Raw genomic sequence first — 16,593 nt, forward strand, 5'->3', positions numbered from 1 at the left:
TTCCTTAATGGTGTCTATCTCTTTTTTCAGCTGCTGCGATGTTGTCGAATATTAGCAACAACTGACTCTAAAGCACGATCAAACGTTGGTTGATTATCCAGTATTTTGGCAAACCCATTTTGAATGTCCACCAATAAATCAGCCCTAGACCGCTCAAATAATTTAAAGCCATGATTATCAGTAAAAATATATTTTTCAAGACTGGCTGAATGGAAAGCGACCTTACAGCGAGTAAACTCCCCTTTGATCATGTAATTCATCCGAGTGCCCGTACGCACTTTATTAACCAGACTAATGCTTTCTGCCATTGACAAACGATCAGGCGTTTCTTCAGTGACAGGCGATGCGGCAACGTCAGGCTTTTGGCTGTTTACTGACTGGGTTGGGGTAAATGAAAACTCAAGAGGCTCATCAGAACTTGTTTCTGTTGTTTTCTCTTCTTCATCAACTTTAGGTTCTTCAGTAGCAACAACTGATTCTGCCTCAATGGAAGAAAGGCTCTCCTCTATAGCCTCTAAGGCTTCATTGCTTGTTTGTACTACATTTGTAGCTTGATTGAGTTGTTGATAATCATGTCCAACGGCTTGTTGTATTTTCTCTGCTAGTTTTGCTCGTTTTTGCTGCTGCTTCAGCTTTTCCTGAGCGGCTTGCTCTTCAGCAAGTTGAGTAATAATTTCTTTTGCTTGCACATTACTTTCAGAAACATCCGTTTCTTCTGTTGTTTTATTCGATGAGCTAATAAACTGCCCATCTGCTTTTTTAATAAATGATAAGTGAATATCTTTAAGTTGCTCCATAAAATGGCTTTGAATCAGCTCATCAATTTGGCAGTCAGTGAAGACTTTTTCAATCCCCTTAACAATCTTTGGCAACGCACGCATTAGTTCACTTTTTTGTAGCGTGCTTTCACCTGCTCCCGTTGACCAAAGAATTTTATTAAAGATCTCAACAACTTCTGCTCTTTCATCACTCAACGGTAAGTATTTTATAAAAGAGGTATATAAAACTTTCGACCATACTTTTTCTAGCAATAAGTGAAAAAACATTGGCTTTTTCATTTTACTGATAGGGGTAGCAACAAGCTCCTTAACCGCTGCTTCTGCTTCTCTGACGCGCTCTTCTTGCTCAGTCTCTATACGCGCTTGCTCAGTAAGGGATAATTCCTGAGCGCTTGCTGATTCAACCAAATGTGTAAGAAAGTCAGATGTTTTACTGGCTAATGATGTCATCTGTTCTTTATTGGTAGTAAAATTATGAGTGAGCTCATTAACACAATCATTGATAATATTGAATGCCTCTGAGTCAGGGGATGTTACTCGATAACTGATTTCAGTTAAATTATTCAGCAAGGTTTTAGCAGGATGCTCTTGATCAATAAATAAGTCTGCATCTGACAAAGCCAAACGCATATAGGGAATTTGCAACTGCATGAGCAGTGCTGACACAATGGCAGGAATACCTTGATCATTTTGAATAAAATCAAACATTAATGCTGCCAGATTAATAATATTTTCACCCGAGTGACTCATAACACTATACTGGGTGTCAGATGAACTACGTTGAAGATTTTCCGCCAAGGTTTGATGGATATCTGGCATGTCAGCACTGTCTTTGAGTTTTGTTGTGTTTTGAATCACCTCCAGCATATTATCTACGTCTTTATTTGAGATGGTAATAATTGATTTATCGTCACCTATGCCAGCCGGTACATTGGATAAACTGGGCTTTTCAAAATTATCGCTCCCCAGCAATGAAGTAATGTCCGTTGATTGGAGTAGTTCTAGTATGTTCAAGTCAAAGTCTTCTGGTACTTCTATCAGTCGACTTCCAGTTGATGCCCCCTGCTCTCCTGATAGTGATTCTTCGCGCTCTCGAGCAGGCGCTTCTTCAAGGATGAAACCACTATTTTCTAACTGTTTTCTAATACCAATATACAAATGCTTAAAGTTAGGTAATAGCTTATCACGAAACTGTTTTCGTAAGATTTGATCGAGAGTGCTACTTAATTTGGCTTTTGTCAGGCTTTCTTGCAAACACTCTCCAACACATTGAGGGAAAAATGGGATTTGGGCTTGGGTAATATCCGCATCAGGCATGGCTTGGGAAAAGCCACTGGTAATGGGTATCATGACAAAATTGAATGCACTTAAGCTGTTTGCAATCAGCCGTTGCACAACCAGCTTCTCTTCTAGGTCATCATCACTGACTAAACTGAAGCTATTCCCTTTTAATGGCTGGCTGTACGCTTGCGTTGGTTGAATTAGCTCTTTTTCAAAGACTTGCCAGCGGGCTGAAAAGGCACTAACCATCGTCGGGCGTTTTTTACAGAGTTCATCCGCTAGTTGCAAATAGTCGTCGGAGTCTTGCCCCAGCTGATCAAGTTGCTCCTGCACAGCATCCAATACGGTATTATATTGGCGGAAAATTTCTTTTTTGGCAGCACTCAGTAGTTTTGTAATCAACGCAGGTACTGTACTGCCCTCAGAAGGATGCTTCATGGGTGATTTACAATTAATTTAACTAATACCTTATTATAGACCGTCGATTGTCAGGGCTAACATCGTTTATTTGTTGGATTTTACGTATTTAGGTTAAGTCAATATATAAAAAGTCATAACCACCTACTAAAAATAGACTGCACAATAACAGAGTGATAATCATGGCTGGGGTGCCTTTACGAACCCATAATCCTGGCGTGATAGCCAGCTCAGGATTGCCTGTCTCCCGAGCCAGTCGTTCCGAAATAGTGACAATGTAAACATTAGCCGTTGAGCCTATATGAGAGCCATTCCCCCCCATTCCAACACCCATGGCTAATGCCCACCACATAACGCTGACATTCACTCCTTCGGTTTGTAACCCAGCTAAGACAGGAATCATTGCGGCCGTAAAAGGAATGTTATCGATTAATGCTGACAAAATAGCCGCTACCCACAGTAATATTAAGGCAGCCACTAATGGAGATTCGATTATTAATGGCTTAAAGGTTTGTCCAACCACTTCCAGTAAGCCACTTTTTTCAACGCCACCAATCACTATAAAAAGGGAAATAAAAAAGATCAGTAACGGGGTTTCTAAATAATTGGTTACTTGCTCCAGCTCAATGTGTTTGGCTAAAAACAAGAGCAGTGTTAAGCAGGCAGCGGCTACCAACCAAGGCTCCCAGCCGATGGTGTGGTGAAGAATAAATAACACCACCATCACGCCCATGACAAAAATACATTTTTGCCAAAGAGCTTGATTTTTATATTTCACTGCATGATCGAACTGATGCTTAACGTTAGCCGAAAGCTCTTTGGCAAATAAATAGCGAAGTGCGATTAAAATGCCCACCCATGCCAATAACACAGGAGGCCCCATATGGATAATAAAGGTGTTAAAGCTAATCCCCGCAGCGGAGCCAATCATTAAATTAGGAGGATCACCGACAAGTGTAGCCACACCACCGGTATCGGATAACAAGGCGGCGGCTAATAAGTACGGAATGGGAGAAACATCCATTGTACGAGAGATAAGAATAATCAGTGGGCCAAAAATAATAACGGTGGTTACATTATCCAATAATAGTGAAATTACGGTAACGGCGGTACCCAGCATAATTACCAATCGAAACTGGGAGCCTTTACTTTGTTGCGCCAAGTAGTGTGCTAAATATTCAAAGCCGCCAGTACTGATCATGATTGCCACAATAATCATCATGATGGCTAACAAAAACACCACATTCCAATCAATGGCTTGAACGGCTAGTTGTGGTGAGTAAAAGCCATAAAATTGCCCAGCAATAATAATGCTCCCCGCGCCCGCCATCGCAAACTTGGCTCGCTCAATACCATGAAAGTTTTCAGTGAAAATCCCAAAAAAAGTCAGTATTAAAATAAACCCTGAAACCAGCATTGGTTCAGTCAAGTGATCAATCATAAGAGCTATCCATCGCTTAAGTGACTTCCATTGTTTTTATTATTTTACCATTGACTCTAGAGTTCACTCCAGGGTTTACACTGAATATATCAGTTAAAGTAATGAGTGAATGTGTTTGTAGGTATTGAAATGAGTCATCACTGTCATCACGACCATGCCAGCGGGTCAGGTTTTCGGGTATTGCTTGTTGCGTTTTTAATTACCACCAGCTTTATGGTTGTTGAGGTCATTGGGGGTTTAATTTCTGGCTCATTGGCGTTGATTGCTGATGCGGGCCATATGCTAACAGATAGTTTTGCTTTAGCCCTGGCATTAGCTGCCATTCGCCTGGCGAAGCGAACACCTGATAATAAACGGAGCTTTGGTTATCAACGTTTTACAACGTTAGCCGCTTTTATTAATGCAGCCAGCCTGTTACTGATTGTGGGCTGGATTTTCATTGAAGCTGTGCAACGATTTATTGAGCCAGAGCCTGTCATGGGCCCCACTATGCTGGTTATCGCTATTGTAGGGTTTGCTGTCAACCTCTTTGCCTTTTGGCTATTACACCGCGGTCAGCAAGATAATATCAATATTCGTGCTGCTACTTTACATGTGCTTGGCGACTTATTGGGCTCTGCAGCTGCCATTGTTGCTGCCATTATTATCATTCTCACCGACTGGACTCCCATTGATCCAATCTTATCTGTTGTTGTCTCCTTGCTTGTATTGCGTGGTGCTTGGTCACTATTAAAAGAAACCAGCCATGAGCTACTAGAGGGAGTACCCAATAGTGTAGATACAGAGCAAATTGCTCAGCAAATGCCCAAGGAGCTCACTGGGGTCATTAATGTTCATCATATTCATGCTTGGCAGCTGGGCAGCCAGCAAATAGTTGTGACCTTACATGTGCATGCTGATGGCAGCCAGTCTCATGATAAGTTACTTGCCTCGATCCATCGCTGGCTTTACCAGCAGTTTGGCATTCAACATGCTACCGTTCAGCTGGAGTACGATCAGTGCGAGCAGTTTGATTGTGAGCCTCACCCAAGCCACTCGCACTAGGGGGCCTGTTAGCAGGCCCTAGTCCGCATGCCCCTTGGCCATCTGCTTTAGCATATTTTCTTCAAGTCGTTGCTCTAGGTGTTCGCATCGCTCTTCTAAAAAGTGAAGCTGACCTTTAACTTGGGCATAAGCAATTTCGGCTTGTTGGGCTTTTGCCCTTTCATTAGCCACCTGTTGGCTGAGCTTTTCCTGCTGATTAAATAAGTGGTCTTCACGGTGTTGTGAGGCTTCGAGGGTTTCTTTAGCTACCACCAGCTCTGCTTGAGCTCGAACTAATTGGTTACCCATTTCTTGAAGTTGTTTTGCTAACTCCCCTACTTCAGTGCGCAGTTTGGTCTGCTCATCACCCGACTTTTTCTCTAGTTGCTTATAAGCCAGGCGCTGATCATCCAGCTGCTGGTAAAGCTTATTCTCGTTGCCTTCATAAATCTGACTGATTCGAGTAACTTCGCCCTTCAGTCGTTCTTCCTGGGCTTTTAAGTCTCCTTCATGTTTTTCAACCAGCTGCCCGACTTCTTCTCGCAACACATTGCGCTTGTCTTGCTCTTGTTCCAGTTGCTGCTTAAGTTCCAGTCGTTCTGTGCGCAACTGGCTTAGTTCGGTGCGTTTGCGATCAATGTGTCGCTCCCGCTCAGCGACCGTATCACGTAAATCACTGAGTTGATTGGTTAATTTTTCTACCTGTTGTTGTAATGTATCTTTTTCATCAGCGATGCTTTGCAATTGGCTTTTTAGAGACTCAATTTCTTCTTGATAATCATCAACTTTCTTTTCAGCAGCTTGCTGATATTTATGCTTTAGCTGCTGACACCAGTTATTGAGACCCGCCAAGAGTTCGTGGTCTAAATGCTCAAGACCCGAGAGCCGTCCATCGAGCACTCGCCATTCCTGAATCCACGGACCTATTTTTGAGAAAGAGCCCCCGGTGATGGCTTGAACATCTGCTTGCCTCACTTGACCTTGTTCAGTCTGTAGCTGACGACAGGCGGCAAAGACCGCTTCTTTTGTTACAACACTGGCCACTTATATTTACCTTTATTTCTTAAGTCAGTTTAGCCTGAATATCTCAGTACGTTATGCCTAAAGTCTATTGAGCACTTGTCTGCCGCTAGTCTTGAGGCCTGCTGCAGAGGCTTCTTCACCGCTTAGATGACTTTTAACTCTCTCTATCTTTTGCAGCTATCCAGGTAGCTGTCATTCATCAGCTGTTGTTCAGTCCTCATTTACTTTCCTTCTAAGTGCTTTGTTATTGCTGGTAGATGAGCCTTAGAACAGCGATAGCCACCAAATTTTGTGAATTATCTATCATTTTTTGTGTTTTGTACAGAATACGATAATATCAAATACCATAATACGTAATACTATAATTGATATTATAATACGAAGGAAATCCAAATATCTCCGATAACATTAGTTATCGGAGATATTTGGATTGGGTTATGGGTTAAATGAGCTGGGGAGCAGCAGGTAATAGCTGAATGACTTCACGCTTAAAGCTGGATAGTGCCTATCAGCCATAGATATAACGAACAGCATTTTTTTATTTTTTCAGGCGATAGGGGCCGTTTTTGCCAAGTTATGGCGAAAAGGACAGGTATCCATGTCATTAGGATTGAATGGCTTTAGTAGCCCTTGGTCATCTACTCTGTTAAGTACAAGCTGGGCTGGATGAATACGGGTTAATGAATACGCTCATGATAGCCAACAACACTAAACAGATTTACTTAACGATACTCCTTTACTGTGTATTATCTTATAGTGCCTTAGGTGCTGAAAAAGTAGACATTTTTGCTGTTCAGATTGATGGTTTGCATCAGGCTGATGGGAATGGGCGATATGATAAGATTATTTCGCTAATAAAGACTGAAATCCCTTTTGAGATGAAAGTATACCCACCTAAAAGAGTTTATAGTCTATTTGATAAATGCTTAATTTGCTGTGTTTCTCCAGTCAATAAAAATACCGATTTTTATCAATACACAGGAGACAATTATTTGCAGAGCCAGCCAATGAATATAGCTAAAATATATATTTTTACTAAGCCAAATACCAACGTCATAAGCACACTCAGTGAATTACAAACATTACGCGTTGGCGCCAGAAGCGGTATGCCCTATGGAAAAAAAATAGCAAATTCAGGTATTAATTTTACGTTTTTACCAACAATTAAAAACAGTATTATAATGGTTTTAAATAATAGGCTAGATGCTTTTATCGCCTATGTACCAGATGCCTATAAAATATTTGACCAATTAGAGTTGAGCCCTTTTCCTCACGATATTACTAACCCCGTTTCTGTACACGAGGACAGCATTCTATGCAAAAAAAATAATAGCACAGTTGAACTCATCAAAGATGCCAATGTAGTAATATCTAATATAAATTAGGTAACTTGTTCTTCTTGCTACTGCCCTTCCTACACCAGACCAGCAAACTTCTTCAACTCAACAACATTGATATATGATTTTTCATATATACTATTTACCGTATATAGTTTTAGCCTTACTATTGCAGCCATAAGTTAACCAATAAAGCACTGTGTTATGAATCCTGTTCAGTTTTATAAGTGTTTGTCAGATGAAACACGCCTTCGCTGCTTAATGCTCATTGCGCAAGAAGGCGAACTATGCGTCTGTGAGCTGACAGAAGCCTTACAGGAAATTCAGCCAAAGGTATCTCGTCACCTGGCGCAACTCCGCCAGTGCAACCTGTTGCTTGATCGCCGCCAAGGGCTTTGGGTGTTTTATCGGATTAACCCTGACTTGCCTAGTTGGGCAAAGGTTGTGCTGCAGCAAACCACTGAAGCTAACCAGGGCTTCTTAAAAGCAAACTTACAGAACTTACGTAAGATGGGGAGCCGACCAGAGCGTGTTAGCGCCTGTTGCTAACTAAAAAATTTTACCTAGCTATATATGAAAATTCATATATAGCTGTGCTCATCTACTGCTTCGCTAACCGTACCAAACAACAGTTTTCTGCTACTTATTAATTACAGAGAGGTTACGTATGCCAATTAAAGTGGGGATTAATGGCTTTGGCCGCATGGGTCGTCTGTCTTTTAGAGCAGCGTTTGACAGGGAAGATATTGAGTTTGTGCATATCAATGACCCTGCTGGTGATGCAGCAACGTTAGCGCACCTACTGAACTTCGATTCTGTTCATGGCCGCTGGCATGATGAAGCAACCAGTGAAGGGAATGATCTTATAGTGGGTAACCAGCGTATCCCCTGTACTCAAAACCAGGCTATCAGTGATACCGACTGGTCTGGCTGTGATGTGGTCATTGAAGCTTCTGGTAAAATGAAGCAAACCGCCCAATTAGAAGCGTTCTTAGCTCAAGGCGTTAAACGAGTAGTGGTAACAGCCCCAGTTAAAGAGCCGGGTGTCTTAAACATCGTGATGGGGGTTAACCACCACCGATACGATCCTAATCAGCACCAAATTGTGACTGCAGCTTCCTGCACCACCAACTGCTTAGCCCCAGTGGTTAAAGTGATCCATGAAAAGCTAGGTATCAAGCATGGCTCAATGACCACTATTCATGACCTAACCAATACCCAAACCATTCTCGATGCGCCCCATAAAGACTTACGGCGTGCCCGAGCCTGCGGTATGAGTTTAATTCCAACCACAACTGGCTCAGCCACGGCAATCACCCATATTTTTCCGGAATTAACAGGTAAGCTGAACGGCCATGCTGTGCGTGTTCCTTTGGCTAATGCCTCGTTAACGGACTGTGTCTTCGAAGTTGAGCAAGCGACAGACATAGTCGAAGTCAATCAGTTACTCAAGTCAGCCGCTGAAAATGAGTTACAGGGAATTTTAGGGTTTGAAGAGAGGCCCTTGGTTTCAATTGACTATAAAACTGATCCTCGTTCAAGCATTGTTGATGCGCTCTCAACAATGGTCATAAATAATACTCAAGTGAAAATCTATGCCTGGTATGACAACGAGTGGGGTTATGTTAACCGCACAGTAGAGCTGGTGCAGATGGTAGGCCAGGAGTAGATCGCAAATGGGAGGATTAGCCAGCTTATCCCCTACTGTTCGCCAGTATCTCCTGGTTACGAGCAACTACTGGGCTTTTACCCTGACCGATGGCGCACTACGAATGCTGGTTGTGCTCCACTTTCATGGGCTAGGTTACACCCCACTTGAAATAGCCTTGCTGTTTTTGTTTTACGAGTTTTTTGGCGTGGTCACCAATTTAGTGGGTGGCTGGTTGGGTGCCTTTCTTGGCTTAAATAAAACCATGAATATTGGCTTGGCCATGCAAGTCGTTGCTTTAAGTATGCTGCTGGTGCCAACCAGTTGGCTGACTGTTCCTTGGGTTATGGCTGCACAAGCGTTATCAGGTATTGCAAAAGACCTGAACAAAATGAGCGCCAAAAGCGCCATTAAACTGTTAGTACCAAACAATGCGCAAAGCACGCTTTATAAATGGGTCGCTCTTCTGACCGGCTCTAAAAACACACTCAAAGGTGCAGGCTTCTTTTTAGGGGGCGCTTTACTCACCCTGCTGGGTTTTCAACAGGCTATTTTAGTTATGGCTATCTTGTTAGCGCTGGTTTGGTTGTTTAGCCTGGTCATGCTGAAGAAGGACTTAGGGAAAGCTTCTAGCAAACCTAAATTCAGCGATATTTTCTCAAAAAGCCGGGCGGTTAATGCACTGTCAGCAGCACGATTATTTTTATTTGGTGCCCGTGATGTTTGGTTTGTCGTTGCACTACCGGTGTACTTAGCCGTTACTTTTGGCTGGGATCATTGGCATGTGGGCGGCTTTTTGGCGTTATGGATCATTGGCTATGGGGTGGTTCAGTCTATTGCTCCCAAGCTGACGGGTAAAGATTCCCAGCATGTGCCCGATGGTAAAACCGCGTTGCTATGGGCTGCTATATTATCGACTACTCCTGTATTGATCGCACTGTCGCTTACCTTCAACATTTACCCTTTAGCAGGGTTATTGGGAGGGCTACTGCTCTTTGGAGGATTATTTGCCATTAACTCATCTCTGCACAGTTATTTGATTGTGAGTTATGCCAGTGAAGATGGCGTATCCCTTGATGTGGGTTTCTATTACATGGCAAATGCAATGGGACGGCTTATTGGCACTGTACTATCAGGCTGGATTTACCAAACCGCCGGACTAACAGCTTGTTTATGGTTATCAGCACTGTTTATTGGTATGACTGCCGCTATTTCGATTGCACTGCCTACCCATGCACCCAGGAAAACTAGAGCAACTAATTAATAGAAAATAATATCAACAATAAATTAATTTACTGAAAAATAATTTGGTAACAGCCACTGTTTGAATTTTAGTGTAAAATTTGAATCCATATTAATGGACTCTAGTCCATCACATTTGTGAATATTTCCTGAGCGGCCTCGACTAATAACTTAACCCCAGGATGTTTGACTTTACGTTCTGGGGAAATTGCGTAAAAGCGCTCGGTAACCTGGGTTGTTCGGCCTATTACTGATACCCCATATTGCTGGGTTACATGTGCCTCAATAATGCTGGGCGTACAAAATACTCCATAACCCGATTGCCCGAAATACTTCATCATAGCACTGTCATCAAATTCAGCAACTGTCGTGGGATAAATTTGCTCCTGATCGAACCACGACTGCAAATTGATTTTTTGGTTTGATTTGTCACCACAAATAAGAAAAGGATGTTGGTGTAATGACTGTGGAAATGTTTTCTTTAGTGTTTTAGCCACTTTATTACTGGCATAAAAGCTTAAGCCGCACTCACCCAAGAAATGATTATAAGCACGTATTGGCACACCCGGTGTTAGTGGACGGTCCGATAAAATAAGGTCTAGCTTGTTCAACGCCAGTTCAGATAACAGTGCGCTAAAGTCGCCTTCGCGACAAATCAATTTGGTAGGGTCCTCCAGTTGAAAACTGTTTTCAAGAATATTGACCGCCAGAATTTTTGGAATAACGTCAATGACGCCAATATTAAAGACAACCTGCTGACTAGCATCCTGAGCTTTTAGACTTTGCTGCAGTTCGTTACCCAGGGCAAAAATATCCTCTGCATAACTGTATACCAGTTTACCCATATCATTCATCACCAGGCGTTTTCCCTTACGGTCAAATAATTTAACACCCAGATAGTTCTCAAAAACAGTGAGCTGGCCACTGATCGTTTGTGGAGAGATATGTAATAGTTCCGACGCTTTTGCGATGCTACCTTTATTGGCGACTGTGTAAAAATAACGTAAATGGTTGTAATTCAGCTGCTGGGCCATCTGTCGTATCCCTCATCCAAACAATACACTCAATAGTACGTTTTTTTCGAACAATATATCAAATAAATACGACTTTTATTGATTAAAGGCTACTCCTATATTGAGTGTTAAAGCAAATAACAACTGGACTGCTAGCTCAGCACATCATCCAAATTTACCTGTCTTATCGATGTGCAGAGCGATGATAAATAGGAGCGATTGGTATTATTCATCTCTAACAGGAGAATGCTTGATGAACATTAATATTTCCCTTAGAAACTTGAGCGACAATGGCGAGATAATCAACTACATTGATCACCGGCTTTCATTTGCCTTCGCCCGCACTTTCGACAAGATTGCACATGCTTCAATTACTCTCTCTAACATCAACGGGCCCAAGGGTGGCATCGATAAACAATGCCAGATCATTCTTAAGCCAATTGGTATGCGGAAAATTGTGGTTTCTGAAAAGCAGGAAAGCCTGCGTCAAGCGATCGATCAATGTTTACATAGAGCCAGCCAGTGCCTCAATCGAAAGGTGAAGCGCAAGCAAGTACTGTTTAGAAAACAGCAGCAAAAAGCGACTCTGCACAGCGTATCATTGGTCTCCTAACCGTTATTCTGCTGATCAAAACCGTCAACCTTTCTAGCGAGGCGATAATAGCTATGGAAACCACAAAACATACGTTACAACCCCAGTCGATTGTAAGGAGTAAATCAACCAATCGCGTTCTAAAAAACACTTACTTGCTGTTGTCGGCCACCCTGTGTTTTAGCGCAATTACCGCGATGTTCAGTGCCACCTTGCAACTGCCACATCCGGGGCTGATATTAACCTTAGCTGGCTACTTTGGCTTACTGTTCTTGACCACTAAATTTCGTAATAGCCTCTACGGTCTGTATTGTGTATTTGCACTGACTGGTTTTATGGGATACACCCTGGGGCCAATCATTGCAGCCTATTGGTCAATGGCACCGATGGTCGTAATGCAGGCCCTAGGTGGTACAGCTGTGGTATTTTTCAGTTTGTCGGCACTGGCATTAAATACCAAGCGCGACTTTAGTTTTTTAGGCAAGTCGCTGCTCATTGGTGTGTTGGTGGCTTTTCTGGCTGGTCTTGGCGCACTGCTTTTTGAAATACCGGCTTTGTCGCTCGCGGTATCAGCGATGTTTGTTTTGCTGATGTCAGGGATGATTTTGTATGAGACTAACCAGATTGTTCGAGGTGGTGAGACCAACTATATCATGGCGACGGTATCGCTATACGTCGCCATATTCAACTTATTTATGAGCTTGATGCACCTACTGGGGTTTGCCCAATCGGAGTAATACACAGAGGGGCTATCATTTCTCTCAAGCTGCACAATAAGAGACTTCACTAAATTGGATACTGCGCTTAGGCTAGCGCAGTACCATTTCCATTTGGCGAATTAAACTCTCACGGTTAGCACCAGTAAAATTGATATGACCTAGTTTGCGACCCGGTCGCACCGCTTTATTATACCAATGCAATGCAGCATTCGGTGGTAATGATGCCAGTGGCGGCTTGATCGTGCCAATCAGATTCACCATACCTGTCACTCCGTGAGGATCCGTACTACCGAGTGGTAAACCCGCAATAGCGCGTAAATGATTGGTAAACTGGCAGGTCTTACTACCGGACTGGGTCCAGTGGCCACTGTTATGTACCCGTGGTGCTAGCTCATTGACCAATAACTGATCTTTTACCACAAAGCACTCCATCGCCATTACACCCACATAGTCCAACGCACGCATAATCCGGCACATGTAATCTTGTGCTGCTAAGCAAAGTTGTTCAGAAATTGCCTCAGCAGGTGCCACAGACTGTTTTAGAATACCCTGCTCATGACGATTTTCGGCCAGCGGATAATGGCGCATCTCTCCATTGGCTCCACGCACTGAGACTTGTGAAATTTCTTTATCAAAAGGAATCCACTGCTCAACAATGTAGTTTTGTTCTTTGGCCTGCTGGCTGAAGGCATCAACCTCCTGTTGATGCTTTAACACCCATTGATTTTTTCCGTCATAGCCTTCGCGACAGGATTTAACTACCACCGGTAATGGTATTTTGGCTGCAGAGGCTTCGGTTGGCTGACCATATAGGTAGGCTGCGCAGCCAATGCCTAGCTTATCGAGCAACTGCTTTTCCTGATAACGATGCTGACAGGTAGCAAAGGCTTGTGGGTTCGGGTGCACAGGGCAATATGCTTGCAGGGCACTCAATAGGGAAACATCAACTTGTTCTTTCTCAACCGTAATCCTGTCAGGCTGTCCCAGCCCATCATAAATGGCACTCACAGGCTCGCTGGGCTGCCAGCGGACAATAGTCCCAAGCCCCTCGACACAACGACTATCCTCCCCGGCATCGGCAATAAAGCTGAATTTAAGTCCCATCGGTATGCCAGCCAACGCCAACATCCGTGACAACTGACCACAACCGACTATTGCAATATGCATTATTCGACCTCGTTAGGTACAGTATCTGTTTGTTGTTGACGCCAGGCCTCGAGGCGTGACTGCAGCTCAGCATCACTGGTTGCCAGAATCTGAACTGCCATTAAGCCAGCGTTATAGGCACCTGGTTCACCAATAGCCTGGGTTGACACCGCAACACCTTTTGGCATCTGGACAATGGATAATAAGCTGTCGATACCATTTAAAGCCTTACTGGTAACAGGCACAGCGATGACTGGCAAGCAGGTCAGGGCTGCAGTCATACCGGGTAAATGTGCTGCACCACCCGCGCCAGCAATGATCACGCTATAGTGTTCGGTTGCCTGACTGGCAAACGCATAGAGGCGACTGGGGGTTCGGTGAGCTGACACCACAGCGGTGTCGTAGTTAATATCAAATGCATTCAACAGAGTTGTTGCATGTTGCATTACGGGCCAGTCCGATTGCGAGCCCATGATAATGGCGACTTTTTTCTGTTTCATTCAGCTTATCCTGTGATCCATTGGGTAATGACCATAAAAGTGGGAATGCCGATTAGCACATTGAATGGAAAGGTAATCCCAAGCGACGCACTGATCGATAAACTCTGGTTTGCCTGTGGCAGCGCCACGTGCATCGCAGCAGGTACGGCAATGTATGAGGCACTAGCACCTAACACCGCTAACAAAACCGTACCACCGGTCGACAAGCCAATAGCTAACCCCAGTAGACAGCCAAGCACCCCGCCAACCAGTGGCATTGCCACACCGAAGGCCAACATAAAATTGCCAAGGCGCTTAATTTCGCCGAGTCGGCTAGCAGCGGTCATCCCCATTTGCAATAGAAACAGGGCTAGCACACCGTTAAACAGCTCAAAGAAGAAAGGGGTTACTCGCTCAACTCGCTCTCCGGCCATAAAGCCAATCAGTAAACCACCCACCATTAGTAGCATGCCTTGGTTAAACAGCATCTCGTGCAACAGCACCCGAGTGCTTGGTGATTCGCTGTCATTGGCACCGCCAGCTGCTGATTTTTTGTGTCTTGCGAGGACAATCCCCACCGCGATCGCGGGCATTTCCAGCAGCACTACAAACAAGGGTAAGTAGGGTTCATAAGCAACGTTCTGTGCTTCCAAAAAGGCGACAGCCACGGCGTAAGTACCAACACTGACTGAACCATAGTGGGCAGCAATCGAGGCGGCGTCATAACGCTTGAGTTCACCAATGTAATAGAGTATCGGGAAGGCAATCAGGGGTAGTAATAAGCCAAAGAGAATCACACTAATCGACTGACTGACCAATTGCCATGATGCATGCTCTGCCAAGGCAACACCGCCTTTCAGGCCAATTGCAATCATCAGAAACAGAATCAGTGATTGATATAGCCCTTTAGGGAACTGGATATTTGACCGAACCAGTGTGGCAAATACACCGAGGATAAAAAATGCGATGCCGACATCAAGTTGCATGGTTTATCTCACCTGTTGAGCTGCGGTTGGAATACTTGATTGTCGTGCGCTTGTAGCAGCAATGGGTAGCAGTACAGACTGATGACTCCTATGTCTGCGATGCTTAGTCAGAAAACTCAGCGTGACAATCGTCAGGCCCAGTCCGATCAGGCTGATACCAGTAGCCGCTTGGCCTGTAATAGCCACACCAAGTACTAACAGTGCGATGCCTACAACCAAACTAAAACGGTATTGCTTACTTGTCATCACTATACCCCCACAGATAGTTGATTAAATTCACTCAGTTGTGTTGATGATTGGGCTAATTATGACGCAGTTGATTTATAGGTAAAAATAGATATTATCTAATTTAAATATAGATTTTTATCTATATAATTCAGCCTAACATACCATTCTGCTGCCATCATTATGCGCACAACGCTATTGGGGAAGTGCTATGAAATCGCGCCTTCACGTCCACGTGGGCACTTTACGACAATTAGAAATTCTGTTGGCTGTGCACGATCATGGCGGCATTAGTGATGCAGCTAAGGCACTTTATCTGACTCAGCCGACGGTTTCGATGCAGATGAAAAAGCTGTCGGAGGCCATTGGAGTGCCGCTCTATAATATTTCGCATCGGAAAGTGGTGTTCACTGATGAAGGACTCGCCCTGGTTAAGACGGCTGTTGAAGTACTGGATAGTTTTGCACGGTTAGATATGTCGTTGAGCAATATGCGCGAGCTTAAATCTGGCACGTTGCGCCTATCAGTTGTTAATACTTCCCAGTATTTTATTCCCCACTTACTAGGTCCTTTTTGCGAGCATTACCCAGGGGTAGAAATACAACTCAAAGTGGGTAATCGAGAGCAAACGATGGAGCGTCTCAAGCGGGGGGTTGACGATTTCTACGTGTTTAGTCACCCACCTCAGGATACTGATACTGAAAGCATCGAGTTTTTAGATAATCCGTTGGTTGCGATTGCTTATGAGGGCCACCCTTTAGCGAACAAGAAGCATTTAACCCTAAAAGATTTCCGCGACGAGGCATTTTTAATTCGCGAACAGGGGTCGGGGACTCGTCATGCCGTCGAAGCATTTTTACGAAAGCATAATATGCAGCTGAACATTAAAATGACGATTGAAAGTAATGAAGCAATAAAACACTTGGTTATGTCGAAACTAGGTATTTCGATACTTTCTGCTCATACACTAACCTACGGTGGGCAATCAGGTTTAATAAAGCTACCAGTGCATGAATTACCCATTGACTCTCACTGGTTTTTTGTTTGGTCTAAATCGAAACGTCAAACGCTGATTGCCCAAAAGTTTCTTCAGTATGTAGAAAAAGAAGGTAGGAATATATTACACACTGAACTTTCTAGAAACTAACTAATAGTCAATCTTTTCCTCCAATGGGCTAACATTAATTAGTTAGCAGCATATTATTAGTAGTAGTACCTTGCTATTTTTTAGCGTTAGTGAAA

Annotated in this window: 16 protein-coding genes; 8 read left to right on the forward strand and 8 right to left on the reverse strand. The window is 43.6% G+C overall.

Annotation, left to right across the window (positions count from 1 at the left end):
* Positions 1–26: 26 nt before the first annotated feature.
* Positions 27–2,498: a DUF1631 family protein gene (locus tag ORQ98_RS02285; protein ID WP_274687158.1), complete on the reverse strand. Its 2,472-nt coding sequence runs from the start codon at positions 2,496–2,498 to the stop codon at positions 27–29.
* A gap of 88 nt (positions 2,499–2,586) precedes the next feature.
* On the reverse strand, positions 2,587–3,918 hold the full coding sequence (locus tag ORQ98_RS02290) for an ArsB/NhaD family transporter (protein ID WP_274687159.1): 1,332 nt from the start codon (positions 3,916–3,918) through the stop codon (positions 2,587–2,589).
* A 129-nt stretch (positions 3,919–4,047) separates the two neighbouring features.
* Between ORQ98_RS02290 and ORQ98_RS02295 the strand changes: the two genes are divergently transcribed.
* The gene (locus ORQ98_RS02295; RefSeq protein WP_274687160.1) at positions 4,048–4,962 is read left to right on the forward strand and encodes a cation diffusion facilitator family transporter; all 915 of its coding nucleotides are present in this window, start codon (positions 4,048–4,050) and stop codon (positions 4,960–4,962) included.
* 18 nt (positions 4,963–4,980) lie between these two features.
* Here the strand turns inward: ORQ98_RS02295 and ORQ98_RS02300 are convergent, their stop codons facing one another.
* Entirely contained in the window at positions 4,981–5,985 is a 1,005-nt protein-coding gene (locus ORQ98_RS02300; RefSeq protein WP_274687161.1) for a DNA-binding protein, read from the reverse strand.
* Positions 5,986–6,644: 659 nt separating this feature from the next.
* On the opposite strand from ORQ98_RS02300, the gene ORQ98_RS02305 reads away from it, so the two are divergent.
* The 4 genes from ORQ98_RS02305 (at position 6,645) to arsJ (ending at position 10,213) form a co-directional block, all read left to right on the forward strand.
* Positions 6,645–7,349, forward strand: a complete 705-nt coding sequence (locus ORQ98_RS02305) for a type 2 periplasmic-binding domain-containing protein (protein WP_274687162.1) — start codon at positions 6,645–6,647, stop codon at positions 7,347–7,349.
* Positions 7,350–7,505: 156 nt separating this feature from the next.
* Complete coding sequence (locus ORQ98_RS02310) at positions 7,506–7,850, forward strand: metalloregulator ArsR/SmtB family transcription factor (RefSeq protein WP_274687163.1); 345 nt, start codon at positions 7,506–7,508, stop codon at positions 7,848–7,850.
* 118 nt (positions 7,851–7,968) lie between these two features.
* Complete coding sequence (locus ORQ98_RS02315; RefSeq protein ID WP_274687164.1) at positions 7,969–8,970, forward strand: ArsJ-associated glyceraldehyde-3-phosphate dehydrogenase; 1,002 nt, start codon at positions 7,969–7,971, stop codon at positions 8,968–8,970.
* A gap of 7 nt (positions 8,971–8,977) precedes the next feature.
* Entirely contained in the window at positions 8,978–10,213 is a 1,236-nt protein-coding gene (arsJ, locus tag ORQ98_RS02320; RefSeq protein WP_274687165.1) for an organoarsenical effux MFS transporter ArsJ, read from the forward strand.
* Positions 10,214–10,313: 100 nt separating this feature from the next.
* Here the strand turns inward: arsJ and nhaR are convergent, their stop codons facing one another.
* Positions 10,314–11,225: a transcriptional activator NhaR gene (gene nhaR, locus ORQ98_RS02325; protein ID WP_274687166.1), complete on the reverse strand. Its 912-nt coding sequence runs from the start codon at positions 11,223–11,225 to the stop codon at positions 10,314–10,316.
* Positions 11,226–11,457: 232 nt separating this feature from the next.
* Between nhaR and ORQ98_RS02330 the strand changes: the two genes are divergently transcribed.
* Together ORQ98_RS02330 and ORQ98_RS02335 are read left to right on the forward strand one after the other, a co-directional pair.
* The gene (locus tag ORQ98_RS02330; RefSeq protein ID WP_274687167.1) at positions 11,458–11,817 is read left to right on the forward strand and encodes an HPF/RaiA family ribosome-associated protein; all 360 of its coding nucleotides are present in this window, start codon (positions 11,458–11,460) and stop codon (positions 11,815–11,817) included.
* 53 nt (positions 11,818–11,870) lie between these two features.
* Positions 11,871–12,533 carry a Bax inhibitor-1/YccA family protein gene (locus ORQ98_RS02335; RefSeq protein WP_274687168.1) on the forward strand — a complete coding sequence of 221 codons (663 nt, stop codon included), beginning with the start codon at positions 11,871–11,873 and terminating at the stop codon, positions 12,531–12,533.
* 72 nt (positions 12,534–12,605) lie between these two features.
* Here the strand turns inward: ORQ98_RS02335 and ORQ98_RS02340 are convergent, their stop codons facing one another.
* The 4 genes from ORQ98_RS02340 to ORQ98_RS02355 are packed head-to-tail and all read right to left on the reverse strand — an operon-like array spanning position 12,606 to position 15,372.
* Positions 12,606–13,682, reverse strand: a complete 1,077-nt coding sequence (locus ORQ98_RS02340; RefSeq protein WP_274687169.1) for a 5-(carboxyamino)imidazole ribonucleotide synthase — start codon at positions 13,680–13,682, stop codon at positions 12,606–12,608.
* The gene (purE, locus tag ORQ98_RS02345) at positions 13,682–14,161 is read right to left on the reverse strand and encodes a 5-(carboxyamino)imidazole ribonucleotide mutase (RefSeq protein ID WP_274687170.1); all 480 of its coding nucleotides are present in this window, start codon (positions 14,159–14,161) and stop codon (positions 13,682–13,684) included. Before purE ends, ORQ98_RS02340 begins: the two co-directional genes overlap by 1 nt.
* Positions 14,162–14,166: 5 nt before the next feature.
* Positions 14,167–15,126: a sodium-dependent bicarbonate transport family permease gene (locus ORQ98_RS02350; protein ID WP_274687171.1), complete on the reverse strand. Its 960-nt coding sequence runs from the start codon at positions 15,124–15,126 to the stop codon at positions 14,167–14,169.
* Between the two features lie 3 nt (positions 15,127–15,129).
* Positions 15,130–15,372, reverse strand: coding sequence for a hypothetical protein (locus tag ORQ98_RS02355; protein ID WP_274687172.1), 243 nt, complete (start codon positions 15,370–15,372; stop codon positions 15,130–15,132).
* A 190-nt stretch (positions 15,373–15,562) separates the two neighbouring features.
* Between ORQ98_RS02355 and ORQ98_RS02360 the strand changes: the two genes are divergently transcribed.
* Entirely contained in the window at positions 15,563–16,498 is a 936-nt protein-coding gene (locus ORQ98_RS02360; protein ID WP_274687173.1) for a LysR family transcriptional regulator, read from the forward strand.
* Positions 16,499–16,593 lie beyond the last annotated feature (95 nt).

The sequence above is a fragment of the Spartinivicinus poritis genome (genome assembly GCF_028858535.1).
Lineage (GTDB): Bacteria > Pseudomonadota > Gammaproteobacteria > Pseudomonadales > Zooshikellaceae > Spartinivicinus > Spartinivicinus poritis.